This is a genomic window from Streptomyces sp. NPDC056061, assembly GCF_042266885.1.
In the GTDB taxonomy this organism is placed as follows: Bacteria; Actinomycetota; Actinomycetes; order Streptomycetales; family Streptomycetaceae; genus Streptomyces.
The window spans coordinates 15,129-39,518 of sequence record NZ_JBHJWQ010000007.1 but is presented as its reverse complement, the minus strand read 5'-3'; the positions used below and the strand labels follow the sequence as shown (position 1 = coordinate 39,518).

The following is a 24,390-nucleotide window of genomic DNA, read 5'->3' as shown; positions in this document are numbered from 1 at the left end:
TGGTCAGCCCTCCGAAGGGGCGAGGCGCTTGAGCTCCGCCTCGGTCGAGTTGAGCAGGTCGATCCAGGACGTCTCGAACTTCTCGACGCCCTCGTCCTCCAGCAGCTGGACGACGTCGTCGTAGGAGATCCCGAGCTTCGCGACGGCGTCGAGGTCGGCGCGCGCCTGCTCGTAGGTGCCGGCGATGGTGTTGCCGGTGATCTGCCCGTGGTCGGCGGTGGCGTCCAGGGTGGCCTCGGGCATGGTGTTGACCGTGCCGGGGGCGACGAGGTCGTCGACGTACAGGGTGTCCTTGTACGCGGGGTCCTTGACACCGGTGGAGGCCCACAGCGGACGCTGCTTGTTGGCCTGCGCCTTGTCCAGGGCGGCCCAGCGCTCGGACGACCGTGTCGACTCGTCGGCGGAGCCGAACACCTCCTCGTACGCCTGGTAGGCGAGGCGTGCGTTGGCGAGCGCCGCCCGGCCCCGCAGGGCCTTGGCCTCGTCGGTGCCGATCGAGTCCAGACGCTTGTCGATCTCGGTGTCCACCCGGGACACGAAGAACGAGGCCACCGAGTGGATCTTGGACAGGTCCAGGCCCGCGGCCTTCGCCTTCTCCAGACCAGCCAGGTAGGCGTCCATGACCTCGCGGTAGCGCTCCAGCGAGAAGATCAGCGTGACGTTGACGCTGATTCCCCTGCCGATCACCTCGGTGATCGCGGGGAGACCGGCCTTCGTGGCCGGGATCTTGATGAGCGTGTTGGGCCGGTCCACCAGCCAGGCCAGCTGCTTGGCCTCGGCGACGGTGGCGGTGGTGCGGTGCGCCAGCCGCGGGTCGACCTCGATGGAGACCCGGCCGTCCTGGCCGTCCGTGGCGTCGAAGACCGGACGCAGGATGTCCGCGGCGTCGCGCACGTCGGCCGTCGTGATCATGCGGATGGCCTCGTCGACGGTGACCTTGCGGGAGGCGAGGTCGGCGAGCTGCTGCTCGTAGCCGTCCCCGTGCGAGATCGCCTTCTGGAAGATCGACGGGTTGGTGGTGACGCCCACGACGTGCTGCTCGTCGATCAGCTCGGTCAGGTTGCCCGAGGTGATCCGCTTGCGCGACAGGTCGTCGAGCCAGATCGCCACGCCCTCGTCGGAGAGGCGCTTGAGTGCGTCTGTCATGAGAATTGCATCTCCTACTTTTCGTATATCGGCGTCAGCGCGCGGCGGCGGCGAGAGATTCCCGCGCGGCGGCGGCGACGTGCTCGCCGGTGAAGCCGAACTCGCGGAAGAGGACCTTGGCGTCGGCCGAGGCACCGAAGTGCTCCAGCGAGACGATCCGTCCGGCGTCCCCGACGTATCGGTGCCAGGTGAGACCGATCCCGGCCTCGACCGCGACCCGGGCCTTCACGGACGGCGGCAGGACGCTGTCCTTGTACGCCTGATCCTGCTCCTCGAACCACTCGACCGAAGGCATCGACACCACACGCGTCGGGATGCCCGCGGCCTGGAGCTCCTCGCGCGCCTCGACGGCGAGGTGGACCTCGGAGCCCGTGCCGATCAGCAGGACCTGGGCCTCGCCGCCCTCCGCGTCGAGCAGCACGTAACCGCCCCTGGCCGCGTCCTCGTTCGGCTCGTACGTCGGCACGCCCTGCCGGGTCAGCGCCAGACCGTGCGGGGTGCCCTTGCCGAACACCTTGGTGTGGCGGCGCAGGATCTCGCGCCAGGCGATGGCGGTCTCATTGGCGTCGGCCGGGCGGACGACGGTCAGGCCCGGGATGGCGCGCAGCGAGGCCAGGTGCTCCACCGGCTGGTGGGTGGGGCCGTCCTCGCCGAGACCGATCGAGTCGTGCGTCCACACGTACGTCACCGGCAGGTGCATCAGGGCGGACAGCCGCACGGCGTTGCGCATGTAGTCGGAGAACACCAGGAAGGTGCCGCCGTAGATGCGGGTGTTGCCGTGCAGCGCGATGCCGTTCATCGCCGCGGCCATGGCGTGCTCGCGGATGCCGAAGTGGATCGTGCGGCCGTACGGGTCGGCCTCCGGCAGCGGGTTGCCCGCGGGGAGGAACGACGACGTCTTGTCGATCGTCGTGTTGTTCGAGCCCGCCAGGTCGGCGGAGCCGCCCCACAGCTCGGGAACGACCTCGCCGAGCGACTGGAGCACCTTGCCGGAGGCGGCGCGGGTGGCCACGCTCTTGCCCGGCTCGAAGACCGGGAGCCGGTCCTCCCAGCCGGCGGGCAGCTCGCCCGCGGAGATCCGGTCGAACTCGGCGGCGCGCTCCGGGTTGGCGGTGCGCCACGCGGCGAGGGACTTCTCCCACTCGGCGCGGGCCTCGCGGCCGCGGTCCAGCGCCTCACGGGTGTGCGCGATGACCTCGTCGGAGACCTCGAAGGTCTGCTCCGGGTCGAAGCCGAGCACCCGCTTGGTCGCGGCGACCTCCTCCTCGCCGAGCGCCGAGCCGTGCGATGCCTCGGTGTTCTGGGCGTGCGGGGCGGGCCAGGCGATGATCGAGCGGGCCGCGATGAACGACGGGCGCTCGGTCTCGGCCTGTGCGGCCCGCAGCGCCGCGTACAGACCCGCCGGGTCCAGGTCGCCGCTGGGCAGCTGCTCGACGCGCTGGACGTGCCAGCCGTACGCCTCGTACCGCTTCAGGGTGTCCTCGGAGACCGCGGTCTCCGTGTCGCCCTCGATGGAGATGTGGTTGTCGTCCCACAGCAGGACCAGGTTGCCGAGCTTCTGGTGGCCGGCCAGCGAGGACGCCTCCGCGGAGATGCCCTCCTGGAGGCAGCCGTCACCGGCGACGACCCAGACCATGTGGTCGAACGGGGAGGTGCCGGGCGCCGCCTCCGGGTCGAACAGGCCGCGCTCGTAGCGGGCGGCCATCGCCATGCCCACGGCATTGGCGACCCCCTGGCCCAGCGGGCCCGTGGTGGTCTCCACGCCGGCGGTGTGGCCGTACTCCGGGTGGCCGGGGGTCTTGGAACCCCAGGTGCGGAAGGCCCTGAGGTCGTCGAGCTCCAAGCCGTACCCGGCCAGGTAGAGCTGGATGTAGAGGGTCAGACTGCTGTGGCCGGCCGAGAGCACGAACCGGTCGCGACCCGTCCACTCCGGGTCGGCGGGATCGTGCCGCATCACCTTCTGGAAAAGGGTGTACGCGGCGGGAGCCAGGCTCATGGCCGTGCCCGGGTGGCCGTTTCCGACCTTCTGCACGGCGTCGGCGGCAAGGACACGAACGGTGTCCACGGCCCGCTGGTCCACTTCGGTCCACTGGAGATCTGTGGTGGTCGGCTTGATGCTCACCCTGAGTCAGGGCTCCTCTCCACTGTCGTAAACCGGTGACTGTGACCGCACCGGGCGTTGTCGAGCCTACCCTCGTCGGAACGCGCGATTTCCGCTGCTTTTCCAGGGTGCGGGCGGTCCGGGGAATTCGCCTCCCGTATGAGCGCGACGGCTCACTTCTGGGCCGCTCCGGTGAGCGCACCCCCATGCGCATGCGCTCTCCGACGAGCGGCTGTCCTTACTTATGTGCGGCACTCATGCGCGGTACCACCGCTCATGCGCGACGCCACTCGTGCGCGGCGCCCGTACACGCTCCGGCGGGCGCGGCCGCCCTGCCCTCCGGGCGCTCCGCCGGGCCGCCGGGTGGGCCCGCGCACCACCTCAACACGAGTCCACCCCCGCGAAGGGCGGCATGTGCCCAACGTCTACAGTGGTCTGGTTCGCGCAAGTCTTTACCGGGCCCTCACGCCCGGAGCTTGCTGGGATTTCTCTGTCAGGGGTGTGCGTGACGGCCGTCGAGTCCCGACCCGCAGGGGTCGCCTTGACTCCCAGCCCAGGGGGCCATCGCCCGTTCGGGGCCCGTGTCAAGGCATTCGTGGCGCTGACCAAGCCTCGGATCATCGAGTTGCTGCTGATCACCACCGTTCCGGTGATGTTCCTGGCCGCTCAGGGCGTACCCGATCTGTGGCTCGTACTCAGCACCACCATCGGCGGATACCTCTCCGCGGGCGGTGCCAACGCGCTGAACATGTACATCGACCGCGACATCGACGCGCTGATGGACCGTACCTCGCAGCGCCCGCTGGTCACCGGCATGGTGAGCCCGCGCGAGTGCCTGGCCTTCGGTATCTCCCTCGCGGTGATCTCCACGGTCTGGTTCGGGCTGCTGGTCAACTGGCTGTCGGCGTGGCTGGCGCTCGGCGCGCTGCTGTTCTACGTCGTGGGCTACACCATGCTGCTGAAGCGGCGTACCTCGCAGAACATCGTCTGGGGCGGCATCGCCGGCTGCCTGCCGGTGCTCATCGGCTGGTCCGCCGTGACCAACTCGATGTCGTGGGCCGCGGTCATCCTCTTCGCCGTGATGTTCTTCTGGACGCCGCCGCACTACTGGCCGCTGTCCATGAAGATCAAGGAGGACTACGCCCGCGTCGGTGTCCCGATGCTGCCGGTCATCGCCTCCAACAAGGTGGTCGCCCGCCAGATCGTCATCTACAGCTGGGTGATGGTGGCCGTCTCGCTGCTGCTGACCCCGCTCGGCTACACCGGCTGGTTCTACACCGCGGTGGCGCTGCTGACCGGCGGGTTCTGGCTCTGGGAGGCACACGCCCTGCTCAACCGGGCCAAGGCCGGGGTGACCGGTGGGAAGCTCAAGGAGATGCGGCTGTTCCACTGGTCGATCACCTACGTCTCGCTGCTCTTCGTCGCCGTGGCGGTCGATCCCTTCCTGAGGTAGTCCCGCTCCCTCGACTCCTGCCGACGGGCGGGGTGCGTGGTCCATGCCACGCACCCCGCCCGTCGCGCGTTGCGCTACCCGTCGGTAGCATCCTGACCATGGCAGAGACGGCTGAGACCCAGGTGGAGAACGGCAGGCGGGAGGCCCGCGCGGAGCGCAGGGCGGCGAAGCTCGCCAAGGAGATCGGCGCCTTCTCCAAGGCGCACGGCGGCGCGGAGGGGCAGCTCGCCTACCTCGGACAGATGGGCGCCCGCATCGTCCTCGTGGGCGAGGACGGCGACTGGGGCGATCTGGTCGCCCCCACGTACGAGATCGCGGAGAACGCCGCCCGGAAGGCCGGGATCACGATGCACGAGTCCTTCGACGGGGACTTCGCGGCGAAGGTCCGCACCGGCCCGTACGAGTGGACGAGGATGGCCGGCATCCAGGTGGGCGGCCCGTCCAACAAGTCCTGAACGCCGGCGGGCCGGAGCGCGGCGGCACCTCACACGCCGGTCGCCGGTGGCTCCTCCAGGTGGGGGAACCACCGGCGACCGGCGTATGTATGAAGAGGAAGGGCCCTCCGGGGCCCGGCCCGGTTCAGCCGGCGGCGGCCGGCTCCGGCCGTTCGACGGCGGGGCCGGGTACCGCGGGCGTGACCACGGGACGCTCGCGCAGCGACAGCAGCACCCGCACCACCGCGATCCACACCAGGCACGAGCCGAGCATGTGCAGCCCGACCAGGATCTCCGGGGTGTCCGTGAAGTACTGCACGTATCCGATCACGCCCTGCCCCAGCAGGACCAGGAACAGGTCACGGGTCCGGCTCCGCGGACCCACCGGCGCGTCCACGGCCTTCAGCACGAACCACAGGGCGACCGTCAGCGCCACCACGACCCAGGCCAGGTCGGCGTGCAGCTGCGCGACCATCTTCCAGTCGACCGGGATGCGGGGCACGTCGCTGGAGTCACCCGCGTGCCGCCCGGCTCCCGTGACGACCGTGCCGACCGCGATCAGCAGCCCCGCGGCCACCACGAGCAGCCAGGTGAGCTGGGACACCGCCTTGCCCACCAGCGGCCGGGGCGCCTCGTCGCCCTCGCCGATCCGCTGCCACATCACCATCGCGACCGTGAGCAGGGCCGTGGTGAGCAGGAAGTGTGCCGCGACCGTGTACGGGTTGAGGCCGACCAGCACCACGATGCCGCCGATCACCGCGTTGCCCATGACCACCCAGAACTGGATCCAACCGAGCCGGGTGAGGCTGCGCCGCCAGGGCTTCGCCGAACGGGCGGCGATGATCGCCCAGCCGACGGCGGCGCACAGCACGTACGTCAGCATCCGGTTGCCGAACTCGATGGCGCCGTGGAAGCCCATCTCGCTCGTCGCGGTCAGGCTCTCGTCGGTGCACTTGGGCCAGGTGGGGCAGCCGAGACCGGAACCCGTCAGCCGCACCGCACCGCCGGTGACGACGATGACGACGGACATGACGACGGCCGACATGACGGCGCGGCGGACGATGCGTTCCGTCGGCGTCCACCGTTCGGCGATGTAGAGAAGCGGGTTCCGCGCGGCTTGAGCGACTTCGGCTCGGTTCAGCTTGGGCACGCGCACCATGGTAGGCGGCCGCTTGTGCAAGCTTTCACGAGGGGGACGAGTTGCACGAATGCGTCCACGGAGCGCTGCCGCGGGCTCACGCCGAGCGTATGTTCCGGCCCGCTCCGGACCGGTCGGCTCACTCCCAGCGGAAGAACTTCGCCGCCGCGCCGAGACCGAGCACCGCCCACACCGCGAGGATGCCGAGGTCGCCCCAGGGCATCGCCGCCCCGTGCTGGAGGACGTCACGCAGCCCGTCCGACAGCGCCGCGATCGGCAGCAGTCCCAGCACCGACTGGACGGCGTCCGGGAACTTGTCCAGCGGCACGATCACGCCGCCGCCGACCAGCAGCAGCAGGAAGACCAGGTTGGCCGCGGCGAGCGTGGCCTCCGCCCTCAGCGTCCCGGCCATCAGCAGCCCGAGCCCGGAGAAGGCCGCGGTGCCGAGCACGAGCAGCAGCACGACGGCGAACGGGTTGCCGTGCGGCGACCAGCCCAGCGCGAAGGCGATCACCGTGAGGAGCGCCACTTGGAGCACCTCGGTGACCAGCACCGCGAGGGTCTTGGCGGTCATCAGCGCCCAGCGCGGCAGCGGTGAGGCGCCGAGCCGCTTGAGCACCCCGTAGCGGCGCTCGAAACCGGTGGCGATGGCCTGGCCGGTGAAGGCCGTCGACATCACGGCGAGCGCCAGGATGCCGGGCGTCAGGAAGTCCACGGAGCTGCCCGCGCCGGTGTCCACGATGTCGACCGCGCTGAACAGCACCAGCAGCAGCGTCGGAATGATCACGGTCAGCAGCAGCTGCTCGCCGTTGCGCAGCAGCATCCGCGTCTCCAGCGCCGCCTGCGCGCCGATCATGCGGGACAGCGGGGCGGCGCCCGGCCGCGGGGCGTACGTACCGGCGCTCATGCGCGCAGCTCCTTGCCGGTCAGTTCGAGGAAGACGTCCTCCAGCGTGTGCCGCTCCACGGAGATGCCGGAGGGCATCACCCCGTGCTGCGCGCACCAGGACGTGACCGTGGCGAGCAGCTGCGGGTCGACGTCGCCGGTGATGCGGTACGTGCCGGGGGTGAGTTCGGCCGCCTGGGCGCCGTCGGGCAGCGCTTTCAGCAGGGAGCCGAGGTCGAGGCCGGGGCGACCGGTGAAGCGCAGGGTGTTCTCGGCGCCGCCGCGGCAGAGCGTCTCGGGGCTGCCCTGGGCGATGACCCTGCCCGCGTCGATGACGGCGACGTCGTCGGCGAGTTCCTCGGCCTCGTCCATGAAGTGCGTGGTGAGGACGGTCGACACCCCGTCGGCGCGCAGTTCGCGCACGAGCTCCCAGGTGGAGCGGCGGGCCTGCGGGTCGAGACCGGCGGTCGGCTCGTCCAGGAAGACCAGCTCCGGCCTGCCCACCACGGCCATCGCGAGGGAGAGCCGCTGCTGCTGGCCGCCGGAGAGCCTGCGGTAGGTCGTGCGGCCGCAGCTCCCGAGGCCGAGGCGTTCGATCAGGGTGTCGACGTCCAACGGATCGGCATGCAGCTTGGCCATGTGGCGGAGCATCTCGTCGGCGCGCGCGCCCGAGTAGATGCCGCCCGACTGGAGCATCACGCCGATCCGGGGCCGCAGCCGCGCCGCGTCGGCGATCGGGTCGAGGCCGAGGACCCGTACCGTGCCCTCGTCCGGGCGGCGGTATCCCTCACAGGTCTCGACGGTGGTGGTCTTGCCGGCGCCGTTGGGGCCGAGGACGGCGGTGACCGTACCGGCTCGGACGCACAGGTCGAGGCCGTCCACCGCGGTCCTGCGGCCGTACCGCTTCACCAGCCCGCGGATCTGGACGACCGGCTCGCTCTTCATGGCGGACCAGTCTAAGGGCTGTCTCGTAATCCCTGGCGGGCGCCCGGCGACAGCCCGTGGGGCGGGTGCGGAGGGCCCGTTCCCCCGGGCTGAATTAGGTGACCCTAAGTGATGAAGCGCACCGTAGATCGTTTCGGACCGTGGTTGTCAGGGCCGGATGAATTACGCAACAATGGCGTTGTGAAAAACGGTGAGGCCAAGCGGGAGACACTCCGGGAGGAACTCGCGACCGGCGAGCGTTCGACGCGCAACCGGGTCGCGCGCTCCATCCTGGATCACGGCCCGTCCACCGTCGCCGAGCTCGCGGGGCGCCTCGGGCTCACCCAGGCGGCGGTCCGCCGCCATCTCGACGCGCTCGTCACCGATCGCATCGTCGAGGCCCGTGAGCAGCGGGTGTACGGGACGCGGACCCGTGGTCGGCCGGCCAAGGTCTTCGCCCTGACCGACTGCGGCCGGGACGCCTTCGACCAGTCGTACGACCAGCTCGCCGCGGACGCCCTGCGCTGGATCGCCGAGACCTCGGGCGACGCGGCGGTCACCGCATTCGCCCGGGCCCGGATGGAGACCCGTGCCGGGGCGTACCGCGCCGCGGTCGAGGCCGCCGAGCCCGGTTCCCGCACCGAGGCATTGGCCAAGGCCCTGTCCGCCGACGGGTACGCTGCTACGGCGCGTAGCGCGCCCGATCCGCAGCAGGGCGAGCAGCTGTGCCAGCACCACTGCCCGGTCGCCCATGTCGCCGAACAGTATCCGCAGCTGTGCGAGGCGGAGACGGAATTCTTCTCCAGCCTCCTCGGTACACATGTGCAGCGTCTGGCCACCATCGCCCACGGCGACGGGGTGTGCACGACGTACATTCCGCGCAGCGGCCACACAGCACCACAGACCACCCCATCAGCATCTGCAAGCACGGCCGGGAGGAACCCCGCATGACGCTCCCCACGGAGACTGCCCACCCCGAACTCGAGGGCCTGGGCACGTACGAATTCGGCTGGGCCGACTCCGACGCGGCAGGCGCCGCGGCCAAGCGCGGGCTCTCCGAGGATGTCGTCCGCGACATCTCCGCGAAGAAGAACGAGCCCGAGTGGATGCTGAAGCTGCGCCTCAAGGGTCTCAAGCTGTTCGACAAGAAGCCCATGCCCAACTGGGGCTCCGACCTGTCGGGCATCGAGTTCGACAACATCAAGTACTTCGTGCGCTCCACGGAGAAGCAGGCGGAGTCCTGGGAGGACCTGCCCGAGGACATCAAGAGCACCTACGACAAGCTCGGCATCCCGGAGGCGGAGAAGCAGCGCCTGGTCGCCGGTGTCGCCGCGCAGTACGAGTCGGAGGTCGTCTACCACCAGATCCGTGAGGACCTGGAGGAGCAGGGCGTCATCTTCCTCGACACCGACACCGCGCTGAAGGAGCACCCGGAGCTCTTCAAGGAGTACTTCGGCACCGTCATCCCGGTCGGTGACAACAAGTTCGCCTCGCTGAACACGGCGGTGTGGTCCGGCGGATCGTTCATTTATGTGCCCAAGGGCGTCCACGTCGACATCCCGCTCCAGGCGTACTTCCGTATCAACACGGAGAACATGGGGCAGTTCGAGCGGACGCTGATCATCGTCGACGAGGACGCCTACGTCCACTACGTCGAGGGCTGCACCGCGCCGATCTACTCCTCCGACTCGCTGCACTCCGCGGTCGTCGAGATCATCGTGAAGAAGGGCGGCCGCTGCCGCTACACGACGATCCAGAACTGGTCGAACAACGTCTACAACCTGGTCACCAAGCGTGCCGTGGCCTACGAGGGCGCGACCATGGAGTGGGTCGACGGCAACATCGGCTCCAAGGTCACGATGAAGTACCCGGCCGTCTACCTGATGGGCGAGCACGCCAAGGGCGAGACCCTGTCGATCGCCTTCGCGGGCGAGGGCCAGCACCAGGACGCCGGCGCCAAGATGGTCCACATGGCGCCGAACACCTCCTCCAACATCGTCTCCAAGTCGGTGGCCCGGGGCGGCGGCCGCACCTCCTACCGCGGTCTGATCGAGATCGGCGAGGGCGCGCCGGGCGCGAAGTCCAACGTCCTGTGCGACGCGCTGCTGGTCGACACGATCTCGCGCTCCGACACCTACCCGTACGTCGACGTCCGCGAGGACGACGTGTCGATGGGGCACGAGGCGACCGTCTCCAAGGTCTCCGAGGACCAGCTCTTCTACCTGATGAGCCGCGGTCTGACGGAGTTCGAGGCGATGGCGATGATCGTGCGCGGTTTCGTCGAGCCGATCGCCAAGGAACTGCCGATGGAGTACGCGCTCGAACTCAACCGGCTGATCGAGCTCCAGATGGAGGGTTCGGTCGGCTGACCGGCCGACGACCGAATCCCCGGACACTTCACTGAGAAAGCGAGCACCACGACAGCCATGGCTGAGGCTCAGAACTCCCCCAAGGACCTCCGACAGGCTCGGGTCCAGGGGGGACCCCCTTCGGCGGGATCCGCCACCATCGGTGCCCTTGCGGTGGCCGCCGAGTCCACCGTCGCCACGCGCATGAGCGCGCCCCCGTCCTTCGACGTCGCGGACTTCCCGGTCCCGCACGGCCGCGAGGAGGAGTGGCGGTTCACGCCGCTGGACCGGCTGCGCGGACTCCACGACGGCACCGCGGTCGCCGACGGCGGCGGCGTGAAGGTCGCCGTCGAGGCCCCCGAGGGCGTCACGGTCGAGACCGTCGGCCGGGACGATTCCCGGCTCGGGAAGGCCGGTACTCCGGTGGACCGCGTCGCCGCCCAGGCGTACTCCTCCTTCGAGCAGGCGTCCGTGATCACGGTTCCCAAGGAGGCCGTGCTCACCGAGCCGATCCGGATCGCCGTGCACGGCGAGGGCGGCGTGGCCTTCGGTCACCAGGTCGTCGAGCTGGGTGCCTTCGCCGAGGCCGTCGTCGTCATCGACCACACCGGTGACGCGGTGCTCGCCGCCAACGTGGACTACGTCCTCGGCGACGGTGCGAAGCTGACCGTCGTCTCCGTGCAGGACTGGGACGAGTCCGCGGTCCACGTCGCCCAGCACAACGCGCTGGTCGGCCGGGACGCCTCGTTCAAGTCGATCGTCGTCACCTTCGGCGGCGACCTGGTCCGCCTCCACCCGCGCGTCAGCTACGCGGGCACCGGCGGCGAGGCCGAGCTGTTCGGCCTGTACTTCACCGACCGGGGCCAGCACCAGGAGCACCGCCTGCTGGTCGACCACAACACCCCGCACTGCAAGTCCAACGCCGCCTACAAGGGCGCGCTCCAGGGCGACGACGCCCACGCGGTATGGATCGGCGACGTGCTGATCCGCGCCGCGGCCGAGGGCACCGACACCTACGAGATGAACCGGAACCTCGTCCTCACGGACGGCGCCCGCGTCGACTCGGTGCCGAACCTGGAGATCGAGACCGGCGAGATCGTCGGCGCCGGCCACGCCTCCGCGACCGGTCGGTTCGACGACGAGCAGCTGTTCTACCTGATGTCCCGCGGCATCCCGGCCGAGGAGGCCCGTCGGCTCGTCGTGCGCGGCTTCTTCGCCGAGCTCGTCCAGCAGATCGGACTGCCGGACGTCGAGGCGCGGCTGCTGGAGAAGATCGAGGCCGAGCTGAGGGCGTCCGTCTGATGGCCTTCGTCAGAGTGTGCGCGCTCAGCGAGCTGGAGGAGGACACCCCGAAGCGGGTGGAACTCGACGGCGTCCCGGTCTCCGTCGTCCGTACCGAGGGCGAGGTGTTCGCGATCAACGACATCTGCTCGCACGCGAACGTCTCGCTGTCCGAGGGAGAGGTGGAGGACTGCATGATCGAGTGCTGGCTGCACGGCTCCAGCTTCGACCTCCGTACCGGCAAGCCGTCCGGCCTTCCCGCGACGCGCCCCGTCCCCGTATACCCCGTCAAGATCGAAGGGGACGATGTGCTCGTCTCCGTCACCCAGGAGTCCTGAGTCACCCATGGCAACGCTTGAAATCCGCGACCTGCACGTCTCCGTCGAGGCCGACAACGCCACGAAGGAGATCCTCAAGGGCGTCGACCTGACCGTGAAGCAGGGCGAGACCCACGCCATCATGGGCCCCAACGGGTCCGGCAAGTCCACCCTCGCCTACTCGCTCGCGGGTCACCCCAAGTACACCGTCACCAGCGGTTCGGTGACCCTGGACGGCGAGGACGTCCTGGAGATGTCGGTCGACGAGCGCGCCCGCGCCGGCGTGTTCCTCGCGATGCAGTACCCGGTCGAGATCCCCGGCGTCTCGGTCTCCAACTTCCTGCGGACCTCCGCCACCGCCGTCCGCGGCGAGGCCCCCAAGCTGCGCACCTGGGTGAAGGAGGTCAAGGAGACGATGGCGCGGCTCCAGATGGACCCGGCCTTCGCCGAGCGCAACGTCAACGAGGGCTTCTCCGGCGGTGAGAAGAAGCGCCACGAGATCCTCCAGCTGGAGCTCCTCAAGCCGAGGATCGCGATCCTCGACGAGACCGACTCCGGCCTGGACGTCGACGCCCTGCGCATCGTCTCCGAGGGCGTCAACCGGGTCCGCGAGACCGGCGAGGTCGGCACCCTGCTGATCACGCACTACACGCGGATCCTCCGCTACATCAAGCCCGACTTCGTGCACGTCTTCGCCAACGGCCGCATCGCCGAGTCCGGCGGCGCCGAGCTCGCCGACAAGCTGGAGAACGAGGGCTACGAGGCATACGTGAAGGGGGGCGCTTCCGCGTGACACAGCTGCCGGGCCTCCTCGACACCGAGGCGATCCGCAAGGACTTCCCCCTGCTGGATCGGACGGTCCACGACGGGAAGAAAGTCGTCTATCTGGACAGCGCGGCGACCTCGCAGAAGCCGCGCCAGGTCCTCGACGCCGTCAACGAGTACTACGAGCGGCACAACGCCAACGTGCACCGCGGTGTGTACACGATCGCGGAGGAGGCCACGGCGCTGTACGAGGGCGCCCGTGACAAGGTCGCCGCGTTCATCAACGCGCCCAGCCGCGACGAGGTGATCTTCACCAAGAACGCCTCCGAGTCGCTGAACCTCGTGGCCAACATGCTCGGCTGGGCCGACGAGCCCTACCGGGTGGACCAGGACACCGAGATCGTCACCACGGAGATGGAACACCACTCCAACATCGTGCCGTGGCAGCTGCTCGCGCAGCGCACCGGCGCGAAGCTGAAGTGGTTCGGCATCACCGACGACGGCCGCCTGGACCTGTCGAACATCGACGAGATCATCACCGAGAAGACGAAGATCGTCACCTTCACGCTGGTCTCGAACATCCTCGGCACGGTCAACCCGGTCGAGAAGATCGTCCGCCGGGCCCAGCAGGTCGGCGCGCTGGTCTGCATCGACGCCTCGCAGGCGGCCCCGCACATGGTGCTCGACGTGCAGGCGCTCCAGGCCGACTTCGTGGCCTTCACCGGTCACAAGATGGTCGGCCCGACGGGTATCGGGGTGCTCTGGGGACGGCAGGAGCTCCTGGAGGACCTGCCGCCCTTCCTGGGCGGCGGCGAGATGATCGAGACCGTGTCGATGCACTCGTCGACGTACGCCCCCGCGCCGCACAAGTTCGAGGCCGGTACGCCCCCGATCGCCCAGGCCGTCGGCCTCGGTGCGGCCGTGGACTACCTGTCGGCGATCGGCATGGAGCGGATCCACCGGCACGAGCAGGCGATCACCGCGTACGCGGTGAAGCGGCTGCTGGAGGTCCCGGACCTGAGGATCATCGGCCCGGCCACGGCCGAGGACCGCGGGGCCACGATCTCCTTCACCCTCGGCGACATCCACCCGCACGACGTGGGCCAGGTGCTCGACGAGCAGGGCATCGCGGTCCGGGTCGGACACCACTGCGCGCGGCCGGTCTGCCTGCGGTACGGAATTCCTGCGACGACGCGAGCGTCGTTCTATCTGTACTCCACGCCCGCCGAGGTCGACGCCCTGGTGGACGGTCTGGAGCACGTACGGAACTTTTTCGCATAATGGACGAGCGGCTGAGGGTTGACTGGTGAAGCTTGATTCCATGTACCAGGAAGTGATCCTGGACCATTACAAGCACCCCCACGGGCGCGGCCTGCGGGACGGCGACGCCGAGGTGCACCACGTCAACCCGACGTGTGGCGACGAGATCACTCTCCGGGTGAAGTACGACGGCGAGACCATCGCCGACGTGTCGTACGAGGGACAGGGCTGCTCCATCAGCCAGGCCAGCGCCTCCGTGCTGAACGACCTGCTGGTCGGCAAGGAGCTGGGTCAGGCGCAGAAGATCCAGGAGACCTTCCTGGAGCTGATGCAGTCGAAGGGCCAGCTGGAGCCGGACGACGCGATGGAGGAGGTGCTGGAGGACGCTGTCGCGTTCGCCGGCGTCTCCAAGTACCCGGCCCGGGTGAAGTGCGCGCTGCTGAGCTGGATGGCGTGGAAGGACGCGACGGCGAAGGCGCTGTCCGAAGGGAAGACGGCATGAGCGAGAACACGGTGACATCCGACGAGACCCCGGCGATCAAGCCGGCCTCCGAGGAGGAGGTCCGCGAGGCCCTGTACGACGTCGTCGACCCCGAGCTGGGCATCGACGTCGTCAACCTGGGCCTGATCTACGGCATCCACATCGACGACGCCAACATCGCCACCCTCGACATGACGCTGACGTCCGCGGCCTGCCCGCTGACCGATGTCATCGAGGACCAGGCGAAGTCGGCGACCGACGGCATCGTCAACGAACTGCGGATCAACTGGGTCTGGATGCCGCCGTGGGGTCCGGACAAGATCACGGACGACGGACGCGAGCAGCTGCGCGCGCTGGGCTTCAACGTCTGATCGCACCACCGGTCCCGGCGCACCGCACCGACGACGAACGGCCCCCGGCAGGGATTCCCCTCCCGCCGGGGGCCGTTCGCCGTCTCTTCGCCGACCGTACGCACGAAGTGTGCCGGCCGTTGTCATGGGTACCGGAACCTACCCGCGACATCACGCCGACGAGAGGCATGCCGTGCTGCATCAGCTTTCGCTCCCCGGGCGCCGGGTGGCCGCCGCCGCGAGCACCGTTCTCGCACTGACCGCTGTCGGACTGAACGCCCCCGCGCACGCGGCGAGTTACGGCACCCCGACGATCACGTTCTCGGCCTCCTACCTCTCCGGCGCCGTGGGCGCGACCGGTGACCCGGTGGTCACCGTCACCGTCGCGCAGAGCGGCGCGGACGCCGGGGCGCTCGCGGTGGCGGCGTCCGCCAGCTCCGCGTCCTCCGTCGCCCGTACCGGCGATGTGCGCGTGACCGGTTCGGGCGCCACCCGGACCCTGTCGGTGGCCGCCCGCGGACGCGGCTACACCGACCTGACGATCGAGGTCACCGGGCTCGACGGGAAGACCGCCACGAAGAAGCTGCACTACGCCGCGTCGGCCGCCGTGCGCGACGCCGCCGACACCCGCTACTTCACCGGTTCCTCGGACGCCTCGGCCTCCGTCGACGTCGGTGACGGCTACACGGTCGTCGCCGACGACGAGTCCAACACGCTGCGCCTGTACGACCGTTCGGCATCGGGTGGGCCCGTGCGGAGCTGGGACGTCGGCGCGGACCTCGGTGTGTCGAAGGAGATCGACATCGAGGCCGGCACCCGGGTCGGGAACACCATCTACTGGACCGGCTCGCTCGGCAACAACAAGAGCGGCGTGTACAAGTCCGACCGCAACACCGTCTTCACGACGAAGGTGACCGGGTCGGGCGCCGACACCCGGCTGAAGGTGGGCGGTTCGTACAAGAAGCTCCGCGACGACCTCGTCGCCTGGGACAGGAAGCAGGGCGACCGCTACGGCTTCGCCGCCGGGACGGCCGAGGGCCAGGTGCCCAAGCAGATCGACGGATTCAACATCGAGGGCCTGGAGTTCGCACCCGGCTCCACGACCACCGCGTACCTCGGTTTCCGGGCCCCGCTGGTGCCGCCGAAGTCGGGCGGCAAGGCCCTGATCGTGCCCGTCACCAACTTCGACGAGGTGGCCGGCAAGGGGGCGAAGGCGGTCGTCGGCAAGCCGATCGAGCTGGACCTCGGCGGGCTCAGCATCCGCGACATCCGGAAGAACGCGGCCGACCAGTACCTCATCGTGGCAGGCTCCTGGGCCGCCGACGACAACTCCGACCCGTACGCCCTCTACAGCTGGGACGGGGTCGCCGGGCACGCGCCGGTCAAGCGGGTTGACCTGCCCACCGGCGACCCGGGCGGCTGGGAGTCCGTCGTGGAGGTCCCGGACCTGACGGTTCCGGGCGCCCGGGCGCAGTTGGTCACGGACTCCGGATCGGCCGATCTGTACGGGGACGGCACGGAGGCCAAGGACCTCGACCACGCGGAGTGGAAGAAGTCCCGGGCCGTCTGGTTCACCGTCGGCGGCTGACGGAACACCGGCCCCCGGAAGGTACGGGGAGCCCGGCGATCCGGTCCGGTGGACGGCCGTGCCCGCGGGGCAGAATCGCGGGCACGGCTCTCTCCTTCCACAGCATCGCCGTCGACGCCCACGACCTTCCCTCGCTCGCCCGCTTCTGGTGCGCCGTCCTCGACCGGCAGGTGCTCCACGAGGCCGACGACGAGATCGTCATCGGTGCCGACGCGTCGACGGTTCCCGGTGTCACCTTCGTCCCCGTGGCGGAGGGGAAGACGGTCAAGAACCGGCTGCACATCGACCTCGCCCCCGACGACCGGGCCGCCGAGGTCGAGCGGGTCGTCGGCCTCGGGGCGCGGTGGGTCGACATCGGACAGGGCGCGGACGTGCGCCGGGTCGTCCTGGCGGACCCCGAGGGCAACGAGTTCTGCGTTCTGACGCCGAAGAACTCACTCATCGACTGAGACCGGGGCGGGCCGCGGGGCTACGCGCCGTACGGGGTGTGGCCCGGGGACACGGCCGCGGCCTCGGCCAGGACCGGGCCCAGGTTCTCCGTGCGCATGCGCCGGTCGATGTAGAGGAGTCCGGTCACCAGCTGCGGGAACGTCGTGACGATGAACTGTCCGACGAGCTGGCCCAGCGCCATGATGATCATGTAGCCGCTCATGGCGAGGGCGATCGCGGCGGGGTTCGGGTCCTCGTCGAGGCCCGCGCTGCCGATGACGCCGGAGAACATGCCGAGGAACGTGAAGGGGATCTGGATCACGTAGCTCGCCACGGCGGCCATCGCGGAGGCCAGCAGGCCGATCCCGAAGATCCGCCACCAGTCGCCCCGCACCAGGTGCGACGAGCGGCGCAGGGACATGACCGGGCCCTGCCCCTCGATGACCGCCACCGAGGGGGCCAGGCTGAACTTCACCCAGAGCCAGACGGACAGCGGAGCGACGGCCAGGGCGCCCAGGAACCCGAAGAGGGTCCACAGCACGGTGCCGCCGTCGGACAGGGTGATCGCACCGATCACGAGGGCGAAGAAGCCGACCATCACGAGCACGACCGGGATCACCATGATCAGGCCCATCAACAGCACCGTCCCGATCAGCGACGGCACACGGGACCAGGCCCGGCGCCACACGGCGGAGAAGGTGGTCGGCCTGCCCAGCACCGCGTCCTGGAGCACCGCGGGCACTGCCGCGTAGACCACGGCCGTCGCGATCAGGAACATGACCATGCCGATCAGCCAGACGGTGCCCAGACCGATCAGCACCGGCACCACATCGCTCGACGACGGGTCCTCGTCGGCGCTGAGTTCGAGGAGTCGGCGCAGTTGGTCGCCGGCCGCGGAGTACGCGACAAGGGCCGCCACCGCCACCACGACCAGCGTCCCGCCGTACGCCGTCGCGCCCACCCCGAGCAACTGCTTCCAGTAGCGCCCCAGCGTGCTGAAGGCGCCACCGAGTATGTCGGCCAGTTTCAGCGGTGCCAGCGGTATCACCCCCGGCTTCGGCGGAGGCGTCCAGCCGCCCCATCCCGTCGGTCCGCCGTACGGTCCTCCGCCGTACGGCGAACCGCCGCCCCACCCTGTCTCCTGCGTCACTGCTGCTCCGTCGTGTGCTGTCGGCGACCGTCCCGGCCGCATCCCGGTTCGCACACCGTAGCGTCCACCGGTGGCGAGAAAGTGCCGTACAGGGGTGCGAGCAGCGATGCGTACACTCGTACACATGGGATACGGACTGCTGGCCGCGGCGATCGCGGCGGAGGTGGCCGGGACGACGGCCATGAAGTACAGCGAGGGATTCACCCGGCTCTGGCCGTCCGTGATCACCGTCGTGGGCTATCTCGCCGCCTTCTCGCTGCTCGCCCGGACACTGAAGACGCTCTCGATCGGAACCGCCTACGCGATCTGGGCCGGTATCGGCACCGCCGCGGTCGCCGCCATCGGCATCCTGTTCATGGGGGAGTCCGGCGGCCCGGTCAAACTGGCGGGCATAGCGCTGGTCATCGCGGGAGTGGTGGTGCTGAACCTGGGCGGAGCCCATTGATGGCCCGCCGCTACGATCCCGAGCGGCGCGACCGCATCATCGACGCCGCGATCCGCGTGGTCGGCAGCAGGGGCATCGCCGGGCTCAGCCACCGTTCGGTGGCCGCCGAGGCGGATGTGCCGCTGGGATCGACGACCTACCACTTCGCCTCGCTGGACGAGCTGTTGATCGCCGCGCTGCGCCGGTCGAACGAGAACTTCGCCGAGGTCATGCGGGAGAGCCGGGCGCTCGCCGACCCGTCGGCCGATCTCGCGGGGGAGCTGGCACGGCTGCTGGGAGAGTACTTCTCGGCCGGGCGCGGGCGGGCGGAGCTGGAGTACGAGCTGTACCTCGCGGCCTTGCGCAGGCCCGCGCTGCGTCCCGTCGCCGCCGAGTGGACCGACGACACGGCCGAACTGCTGGCCCGGCGCACGGATCCGGCCACGGCCCGCGCGCTGATCGCGCTCATGGACGGAATCTGCCTCCAGGTGCTGCTCACCGGCGGTGCGTACGACGAGGCGTACACCCGGGAGATGCTCGGGCGCGTCGTGGGCTGAGCCGGGCCGGTGGGGGCGGGGCGAGTCGCGCCGTGCCGTTGCCGGCCGGACCGGTCTCCGGGGGCGACGGCCGGGCCCGCCTCCGTTCATGCACCGGCCGGGCCCGCCTCCCGTTCACGCGTCGGCCGGGTCCGCCCCGCGTACGGCGGCCAGCGCGGCCCGCACGCTCGCCTCGATGTCCGTGATCGGATACAGCGCCTCCCGGATCGTCCGGCCCCGGTCCACCACCAGCGTCAGCCGTTTCAGCCGACTGGTCCCCGCCGCGCGGAAGGCCGGCAGCCGCAGGGCCGCCGTCAGCTCCAGTTCCGCGTCGGACAGCAGCGGGAAGCGCAGGCCCTCCGCCGCGGCGAACGCCCGTTGTTCGTCCGGGCGTTGGGTGGACACCCCGTGCACGGTCGCGCCCGCCGCCGTGAACTCGGCCAACTGGTCGCGATACGCGCGGGATTCCAGGGTGCAGCCGTGCGCGCCCGGAATGTCGGACCAGCCCGGTGGATAGGCGTCCTTGCGGGCGTAGGCGCCGGGGAAGCAGTACAGGACGGTGTGCGGGGTGTCGGCGACCGGGTCACGCGAACCGCCCCCGTCGTCCGGCAGCCGCAGATCCGGCAGCCGGGTGCCCACCAGGGCATGCACCCGGGCCGCCTCCGCCGAGGTCTCCTCGGCAGTCGCCATCGGTTCCCCTTCCCCCATCACCCAGGTGTCGCCCCAGTCCTGGAGCGCGATCAGTACCGGCAGCAGCGCGCGTCCCCGCCGGGTGAGCCGGTACTCGTACCGGGGCGGCCGGTCCTGGTACGGCTCCCGGGACAGCACGTCCGCGTCGACCAGGAGGCGCAACCGCTCGGTCAGCACCTTGCGGGACACGCCGAGCTCCGCCTGGAGCGCGTCGAACCGGTGCACCCCGCGCGCCGCGTCCCGCACGATCAGCAGCGTCCACCAGTCGCCGACGACGTCGAGGGCCTGGGCGATCGCGCAGTCGGCGCCGGCCAGGCTGGTGCGTCGGGGCATGCAGTTCTCCGTCGGTCCGCGCGGACCGGTCGCTCACCGGAACGGCCCCAGGGGCTCATGATGCCATAGTGAGTTCACAAGGGAGACTTGCTCGGGCGTCCGGGCGTCCGGGCGTGCAGGCCTCCGGGCCTCCCATACCCCGGGGCGCCGCCCGCGGGGCTCCCGTGCCGGTGGCGCAGCGGTGGGCGCGGTCCGGCCGACCGCACGGGCGCGGTCGCCGGGACATGCCACGACCACCCGGCGAGACCGGTTGGCTCCGATCGCGCGCGGCCGGTTAGGTTTCGTTCATGACCGACACGACTTCACCCCGCACCACCGGCGCCGTCGCCGCCGGCCTCGCCACCGTCGCCGGCGACGGTTCCGTTCTCGACACCTGGTTCCCCGCCCCCGAACTCACCGCCGAGCCCGGCCCGGCCGGAACCGAGCGGCTCACCCCCGACCAGGCCGTCGACCTCCTGGGTGAGGGTGCCGCCAAGGCCGTCGGCGTGGACGCCCGCCGCGGCGTCGAGGTCGTCGCCGTCCGCACGGTCATCGCCTCGCTCGACGACAAGCCGCTCGACGCCCACGACGCGTACCTGCGGCTGCACCTGCTCTCGCACCGCCTGGTCCGGCCGCACGGCCAGAACCTGGACGGACTCTTCGGCCTCCTCGCCAACGTCGCCTGGACCTCGCTCGGCCCGGTCGCCGTGGACGACTTGGAGAAGGTGCGGCTGAACGCCCGCGCCGACGGTCTGCACCTCCAGGTCACCTCGGTCGACAAGTTCCCCCGGATGACCGATTACGTGGCCCCGAAGGGTGTCCGGATCGCCGACGCCGACCGGGTGAGGCTCGGCGCGCACCTGGCGCCCGGTACCACCGTCATGCACGAGGGCTTCGTCAACTTCAACGCGGGCACCCTCGGCACATCCATGGTCGAGGGCCGGATCTCGGCCGGTGTCGTGGTCGGTGACGGCTCCGACATCGGCGGCGGCGCCTCCACCATGGGCACCCTCTCCGGCGGCGGCAAGGAGCGCATCGTCATCGGCGAGCGCTGCCTGATCGGCGCCGAGGCCGGTGTCGGCATCGCGCTCGGCGACGAGTGCGTGGTGGAGGCCGGGCTCTACGTCACGGCCGGCACCCGGATCACGATGCCGGACGGACAGATCGTCAAGGCCCGCGAGCTCTCCGGTGCCTCGAACATCCTCTTCCGCCGCAACTCGGTCACCGGTGCCGTGGAGGCCCGCCCGAACAACGCGGTCTGGGGCGGTCTCAACGACATCCTGCACAGCCACAACTGAGCGACGCGCCGCCGGGGGTCCCCGGTAGGCCGTCCGTGACCCTTGGCGTGCCGCCCGCGTGGCCCCGGTATGCCGTCCGCGGATTCCCCCGCGGGCCCGTCGGGGAGTGCGGTGCAAGCCGCTCAGGGGGCGACGGGGAGGAGCTCCCGGCACGTCTCCCGCAGCTGCCGGTGTGCCGCGCGCAGCCCGTCGACCGCCTCGCGGTCGGCGGGCAGCAGCGGTTCCCGGACCGGTCCGGCGTCCAGCAGCGCCTTCGCCGTGACCGCACCGGGCAGGCCGGACGCCATCATCAGTGCGGTGAGCGGGAGCGTCAGCAGATTGAGCTGCGCGGCCCCGGTGGTGTCACCGGCGTCGAAGGCGTCGAGGACGGCCCGCAGTTCCCGGGGCGCCGCGTTGGCGACGGTGCTGACGTAACCTGCCGCGCCCACCGCGTACAGCGGCAGGTTCATTTCCTCGCAGCCCGAGTAGTACGCCAGAGAGGTCGCCCCGATCACCTTCGTCGAGCCGAGCACGTCGTACGCGCAGTCCTTGACGGCCGCGATCCGTGGATGCTCCGCGAGCCGCAGCAGGGTCTCCGGCTCGATGCGGGTGCCGGTGCGGCCCGGGATGTCGTACAGCATCACCGGCAGGCCGGTCGCATCGGCGACCCGCAGGAAGTGTGCCTCGACGGCGGCCTGCGGCGGTCTGCTGTAGTACGGCGTCACCACCAACAGGCCGTCCGCTCCCGCCTGCTCGGCCTGCCGGGCGAGGGCGATCGTGTGCCGGGTGTCCGGGCTGCCGACCCCGGCGACGATCGGCAGGCCGTCGCCGACCGCCTCCCTGACGGCCCGCAGCAGTGCGGTCTTCTCGGCATCGGTGGTGGTCGGGGACTCGCCGGTGGTGCCGTTGAGCACCAGGCCGTCGCAGCCGTCGGCGACCAGGGCGACGGCATGCTCCGCCGCGGCGTCCGGGTCCAGTGCGCCGGAGGCGGTGAACGGCGTGATCATGGCGCAGAGCGTGCGGCCGAAGGGGGTCACGAGTGCAGGCATGTCTGAAGTGTCGGCGGACCGACGGTGAAGGTCCACTTAGATCTTCTTCGTGCGAAGAGTAAGGAACGCTCAACAGTCGAGTGGGCGTCCCGGGGTCCCGCGCTCCGGCATGATCGAACGCCAGTGTGTCGGGGAGCCGTCGGGGTGGACGCATGAATGTGCCGGAACGGGCAGGGGCGGGGAGCGGGACCGCGACCGGGCGGTGCCGTCCGGTGGCCGCCGTGTTCCTGGCGGGGGTGCTCGGCCTGTCGCTCTCGGGCTGCGCGGGATTTCTCGTGCCGGCGGGCGAGGGCGGGCCGGGACCGGCGCCGAGCGCGTCGTACCCGCCCGGCACCGTGCACGCCGACACGCTGCCGTCCCCGTTCCCGACCGCCCCCGCGACGCTCCCCGAGCGGCCGTCGCCGCCGTCGGCCCGGGGGCCCGGCCCCGCGTCGACCGCGGCCGGGGACCGGGCCGGCTGCCCGTCCGCCGGTGTCGTCGTCGACATGGGCGACGTGGAGGCGGCGTTGGGGCACCGGGCCGTTGGGCTCACCCTCACCAACTGCGGCAGCGAGCCGTACCGGGTCCACGGCCATCCGTCCGTCCGGGCCCTGGGCGAGGACGGGAAACCGCTCGCGATCCCGGTGAACCCGGGCTCCTCCTACATGGGGACCGACCGGGGCCCGCAGGAGATCACCCTGAAGCCGGGGGAATCGGTGCGCTCGCTCCTCGCCTGGGTCTCCACACCGACCGGCGGCGATCTCGTCGAGGGCGACGCACTGGAGATCGCACCGGCGCCCGGAATGGAGGGCCGCGTCTTCCCGCTGGAGGGGAGTGACGTGCGGCTGCTCGACGAATTGAACATGACCGCATGGCGGCTCGATCCGGCGTAGTGGCGCCCGGGACCCGGGAGGGCCCCGGGCTCAGCGGCGGGCCATGTACAGCGTGAAGGCCCGGTGGAGCAGTTTGTTGATCGGGTAGTCCCATTCGCCGACGTACTCGGCGGCCCGCCCGCCGGTGCCGGCCTTGAAACGCAGCAGGCCCAGCAGGTGGTTGCCCTCGTCCAGGGTGTCGGTGATACCGCGCAGGTCGTAGACGGCCGCGCCCCGTTCGTGCGCGTCGCTCATCATGCGCCACTGGATCGCGTTGCTGGGCTGCACCTCACGCCTGCGGCCGGTCGAGGCGCCGTAGGAGTACCAGACGTGGTTCCCGACGGTCAGCATGGTCGCGGCGGCGAGCGTCTCGCCGTCGTGGTGGGCGAGGTAGAGGCGCATCCGTTCGGGGGCCTCGGCCCGCAGGGCGGTCCACATGCGCTGGAAGTAGCCGAGCGGACGAGGGACGAAGCGGTCGCGCTCGGCGGTCTCGCGGTACAGCTCGTGAAAGGCGGCGAGATCCGCGTAGTCGCCCTCGGCGACCTTCACCCCCGCCTTCTCCGCCTTCTTGATGTTGCGCCGCCACTGCTGGTTCAGATCGCCCCGGATCTGCTCCAGCGTCCGGCCGGCGAACGGCACCTGGAAGACGTACCGCGGCTGTCCCGCGCCGAAGCCGCCCTCCCCGCCCTCCGCACCCGGCTGCCAGCCCAGGCGGCGCAGCCGTTCGGCGAGCGCCGCGGCCCGCGGCTCGTCCGCGTCCGCCGGTACGTCGCTCAGCCGCCGGGCCGCCGGGTCGGCGATGGCCTCCTTGACCGTCCCGGCGTCCCACCACCGGGCGATCACGGGCGGCCCCATGCGTACCGAGAACGCCCCCCGGGCCCTCAGGTGCGCCAGCATCGGCTCCAGCCACCGGCCCAGGCCGGGGTCGTGCCAGTCGATGACGGGCCCCTCGGGCAGATAGGCCAGCGTGCGTCGGGTCCGGGGGATCGGCCGGTGGAGCACGAGCGCCGTGCCGACGAGCCGTTCCGCACCGTCGCTCCCGCGGTCGAACCAGCCGATGCTCTCCGCGCGCCAGTCGGGCTTCACATCGCCCCACGACGGAACCTGCATATGGCTCGCGGCGGGCCGGCTCGCGACGAACGCCAGATGATCCTCGCGGGTGATCGTCCTGAGATACGGATTCATGGGGTGCTCCGATCGT

At 70.6% G+C, this 24,390-nt stretch carries 25 protein-coding genes; 16 read left to right on the top strand and 9 right to left on the bottom strand.

Going from position 1 to position 24,390, the window contains the following annotated elements:
- Positions 1 to 3 precede the first annotated feature (3 nt).
- Complete coding sequence (gene tal / locus ACFC79_RS13210; protein WP_376239045.1) at positions 4 to 1,146, bottom strand: transaldolase; 1,143 nt, start codon at positions 1,144 to 1,146, stop codon at positions 4 to 6.
- A 34-nt stretch (positions 1,147 to 1,180) separates the two neighbouring features.
- Complete coding sequence (gene tkt / locus ACFC79_RS13205; protein ID WP_376239043.1) at positions 1,181 to 3,268, bottom strand: transketolase; 2,088 nt, start codon at positions 3,266 to 3,268, stop codon at positions 1,181 to 1,183.
- Between the two features lie 478 nt (positions 3,269 to 3,746).
- On the opposite strand from tkt, the gene ACFC79_RS13200 reads away from it, so the two are divergent.
- A complete protein-coding gene (locus tag ACFC79_RS13200) occupies positions 3,747 to 4,700 on the top strand; it encodes a heme o synthase (RefSeq protein ID WP_376239040.1) in 954 nt (317 codons plus the stop codon).
- A gap of 98 nt (positions 4,701 to 4,798) precedes the next feature.
- The gene (locus ACFC79_RS13195; protein WP_376239038.1) at positions 4,799 to 5,155 is read left to right on the top strand and encodes a hypothetical protein; all 357 of its coding nucleotides are present in this window, start codon (positions 4,799 to 4,801) and stop codon (positions 5,153 to 5,155) included.
- 124 nt (positions 5,156 to 5,279) lie between these two features.
- Here ACFC79_RS13195 and ACFC79_RS13190 read toward each other — a convergent pair whose 3' ends face one another.
- The 3 genes from ACFC79_RS13190 to ACFC79_RS13180 form a co-directional block, all read right to left on the bottom strand.
- Positions 5,280 to 6,293 carry a heme A synthase gene (locus ACFC79_RS13190; protein ID WP_376239035.1) on the bottom strand — a complete coding sequence of 338 codons (1,014 nt, stop codon included), beginning with the start codon at positions 6,291 to 6,293 and terminating at the stop codon, positions 5,280 to 5,282.
- A 118-nt stretch (positions 6,294 to 6,411) separates the two neighbouring features.
- On the bottom strand, positions 6,412 to 7,179 hold the full coding sequence (locus ACFC79_RS13185; protein ID WP_376239032.1) for an ABC transporter permease: 768 nt from the start codon (positions 7,177 to 7,179) through the stop codon (positions 6,412 to 6,414).
- Positions 7,176 to 8,102: an ABC transporter ATP-binding protein gene (locus ACFC79_RS13180; RefSeq protein WP_376239030.1), complete on the bottom strand. Its 927-nt coding sequence runs from the start codon at positions 8,100 to 8,102 to the stop codon at positions 7,176 to 7,178. Before ACFC79_RS13180 ends, ACFC79_RS13185 begins: the two co-directional genes overlap by 4 nt.
- Before the next feature lie 144 nt (positions 8,103 to 8,246).
- Here ACFC79_RS13180 and ACFC79_RS13175 point away from each other — a divergent pair, with 144 nt between their 5' ends.
- The 10 genes from ACFC79_RS13175 (at position 8,247) to ACFC79_RS13130 (ending at position 16,920) form a co-directional block, all read left to right on the top strand.
- Positions 8,247 to 9,032 (top strand): helix-turn-helix transcriptional regulator, encoded by a 786-nt coding sequence (locus ACFC79_RS13175; RefSeq protein WP_376239565.1) that lies wholly within the window; start codon positions 8,247 to 8,249, stop codon positions 9,030 to 9,032.
- The gene (gene sufB, locus ACFC79_RS13170; protein WP_376239027.1) at positions 9,029 to 10,450 is read left to right on the top strand and encodes a Fe-S cluster assembly protein SufB; all 1,422 of its coding nucleotides are present in this window, start codon (positions 9,029 to 9,031) and stop codon (positions 10,448 to 10,450) included. The genes ACFC79_RS13175 and sufB overlap by 4 nt, the downstream gene beginning before the upstream one ends.
- 57 nt (positions 10,451 to 10,507) lie before the next feature.
- On the top strand, positions 10,508 to 11,731 hold the full coding sequence (gene sufD, locus ACFC79_RS13165; protein WP_376239025.1) for a Fe-S cluster assembly protein SufD: 1,224 nt from the start codon (positions 10,508 to 10,510) through the stop codon (positions 11,729 to 11,731).
- Positions 11,731 to 12,048, top strand: a complete 318-nt coding sequence (locus ACFC79_RS13160) for a bifunctional 3-phenylpropionate/cinnamic acid dioxygenase ferredoxin subunit (protein ID WP_335935974.1) — start codon at positions 11,731 to 11,733, stop codon at positions 12,046 to 12,048. The genes sufD and ACFC79_RS13160 overlap by 1 nt, the downstream gene beginning before the upstream one ends.
- Before the next feature lie 7 nt (positions 12,049 to 12,055).
- Complete coding sequence (gene sufC, locus ACFC79_RS13155) at positions 12,056 to 12,820, top strand: Fe-S cluster assembly ATPase SufC (protein WP_376239022.1); 765 nt, start codon at positions 12,056 to 12,058, stop codon at positions 12,818 to 12,820.
- Positions 12,817 to 14,073 carry a cysteine desulfurase gene (locus tag ACFC79_RS13150; RefSeq protein WP_376239019.1) on the top strand — a complete coding sequence of 419 codons (1,257 nt, stop codon included), beginning with the start codon at positions 12,817 to 12,819 and terminating at the stop codon, positions 14,071 to 14,073. The genes sufC and ACFC79_RS13150 overlap by 4 nt, the downstream gene beginning before the upstream one ends.
- A gap of 25 nt (positions 14,074 to 14,098) precedes the next feature.
- Positions 14,099 to 14,554, top strand: a complete 456-nt coding sequence (gene sufU / locus ACFC79_RS13145) for a Fe-S cluster assembly sulfur transfer protein SufU (RefSeq protein WP_072483050.1) — start codon at positions 14,099 to 14,101, stop codon at positions 14,552 to 14,554.
- A complete protein-coding gene (locus tag ACFC79_RS13140; protein WP_376239017.1) occupies positions 14,551 to 14,904 on the top strand; it encodes a metal-sulfur cluster assembly factor in 354 nt (117 codons plus the stop codon). Before sufU ends, ACFC79_RS13140 begins: the two co-directional genes overlap by 4 nt.
- A 172-nt stretch (positions 14,905 to 15,076) precedes the next feature.
- Positions 15,077 to 16,471 carry a hypothetical protein gene (locus ACFC79_RS13135; RefSeq protein WP_376239014.1) on the top strand — a complete coding sequence of 465 codons (1,395 nt, stop codon included), beginning with the start codon at positions 15,077 to 15,079 and terminating at the stop codon, positions 16,469 to 16,471.
- A 74-nt stretch (positions 16,472 to 16,545) separates the two neighbouring features.
- Positions 16,546 to 16,920: a VOC family protein gene (locus ACFC79_RS13130; protein WP_376239563.1), complete on the top strand. Its 375-nt coding sequence runs from the start codon at positions 16,546 to 16,548 to the stop codon at positions 16,918 to 16,920.
- 20 nt (positions 16,921 to 16,940) lie between these two features.
- Here the strand turns inward: ACFC79_RS13130 and ACFC79_RS13125 are convergent, their stop codons facing one another.
- Positions 16,941 to 18,050 (bottom strand): hypothetical protein, encoded by a 1,110-nt coding sequence (locus tag ACFC79_RS13125; protein ID WP_376239011.1) that lies wholly within the window; start codon positions 18,048 to 18,050, stop codon positions 16,941 to 16,943.
- Positions 18,051 to 18,174: 124 nt separating this feature from the next.
- Between ACFC79_RS13125 and ACFC79_RS13120 the strand changes: the two genes are divergently transcribed.
- Positions 18,175 to 18,495 (top strand): DMT family transporter, encoded by a 321-nt coding sequence (locus ACFC79_RS13120; RefSeq protein ID WP_376239009.1) that lies wholly within the window; start codon positions 18,175 to 18,177, stop codon positions 18,493 to 18,495.
- The gene (locus ACFC79_RS13115; RefSeq protein WP_376239006.1) at positions 18,495 to 19,031 is read left to right on the top strand and encodes a TetR/AcrR family transcriptional regulator; all 537 of its coding nucleotides are present in this window, start codon (positions 18,495 to 18,497) and stop codon (positions 19,029 to 19,031) included. The genes ACFC79_RS13120 and ACFC79_RS13115 overlap by 1 nt, the downstream gene beginning before the upstream one ends.
- A 114-nt stretch (positions 19,032 to 19,145) precedes the next feature.
- On the opposite strand, the gene ACFC79_RS13110 is transcribed toward ACFC79_RS13115, so the two are convergent.
- Entirely contained in the window at positions 19,146 to 20,033 is an 888-nt protein-coding gene (locus ACFC79_RS13110) for a winged helix-turn-helix transcriptional regulator (RefSeq protein WP_376239003.1), read from the bottom strand.
- Positions 20,034 to 20,320: 287 nt separating this feature from the next.
- Here ACFC79_RS13110 and dapD point away from each other — a divergent pair, with 287 nt between their 5' ends.
- Entirely contained in the window at positions 20,321 to 21,310 is a 990-nt protein-coding gene (dapD, locus tag ACFC79_RS13105; RefSeq protein WP_376239001.1) for a 2,3,4,5-tetrahydropyridine-2,6-dicarboxylate N-succinyltransferase, read from the top strand.
- 122 nt (positions 21,311 to 21,432) lie between these two features.
- Here the strand turns inward: dapD and dapA are convergent, their stop codons facing one another.
- The gene (dapA, locus tag ACFC79_RS13100) at positions 21,433 to 22,338 is read right to left on the bottom strand and encodes a 4-hydroxy-tetrahydrodipicolinate synthase (protein ID WP_376238998.1); all 906 of its coding nucleotides are present in this window, start codon (positions 22,336 to 22,338) and stop codon (positions 21,433 to 21,435) included.
- Positions 22,339 to 22,559: 221 nt separating this feature from the next.
- Between dapA and ACFC79_RS13095 the strand changes: the two genes are divergently transcribed.
- A complete protein-coding gene (locus tag ACFC79_RS13095) occupies positions 22,560 to 23,210 on the top strand; it encodes a DUF4232 domain-containing protein (protein WP_376239560.1) in 651 nt (216 codons plus the stop codon).
- A 30-nt stretch (positions 23,211 to 23,240) separates the two neighbouring features.
- On the opposite strand, the gene ACFC79_RS13090 is transcribed toward ACFC79_RS13095, so the two are convergent.
- Complete coding sequence (locus tag ACFC79_RS13090; RefSeq protein ID WP_376238996.1) at positions 23,241 to 24,374, bottom strand: lipid II:glycine glycyltransferase FemX; 1,134 nt, start codon at positions 24,372 to 24,374, stop codon at positions 23,241 to 23,243.
- Positions 24,375 to 24,390 lie beyond the last annotated feature (16 nt).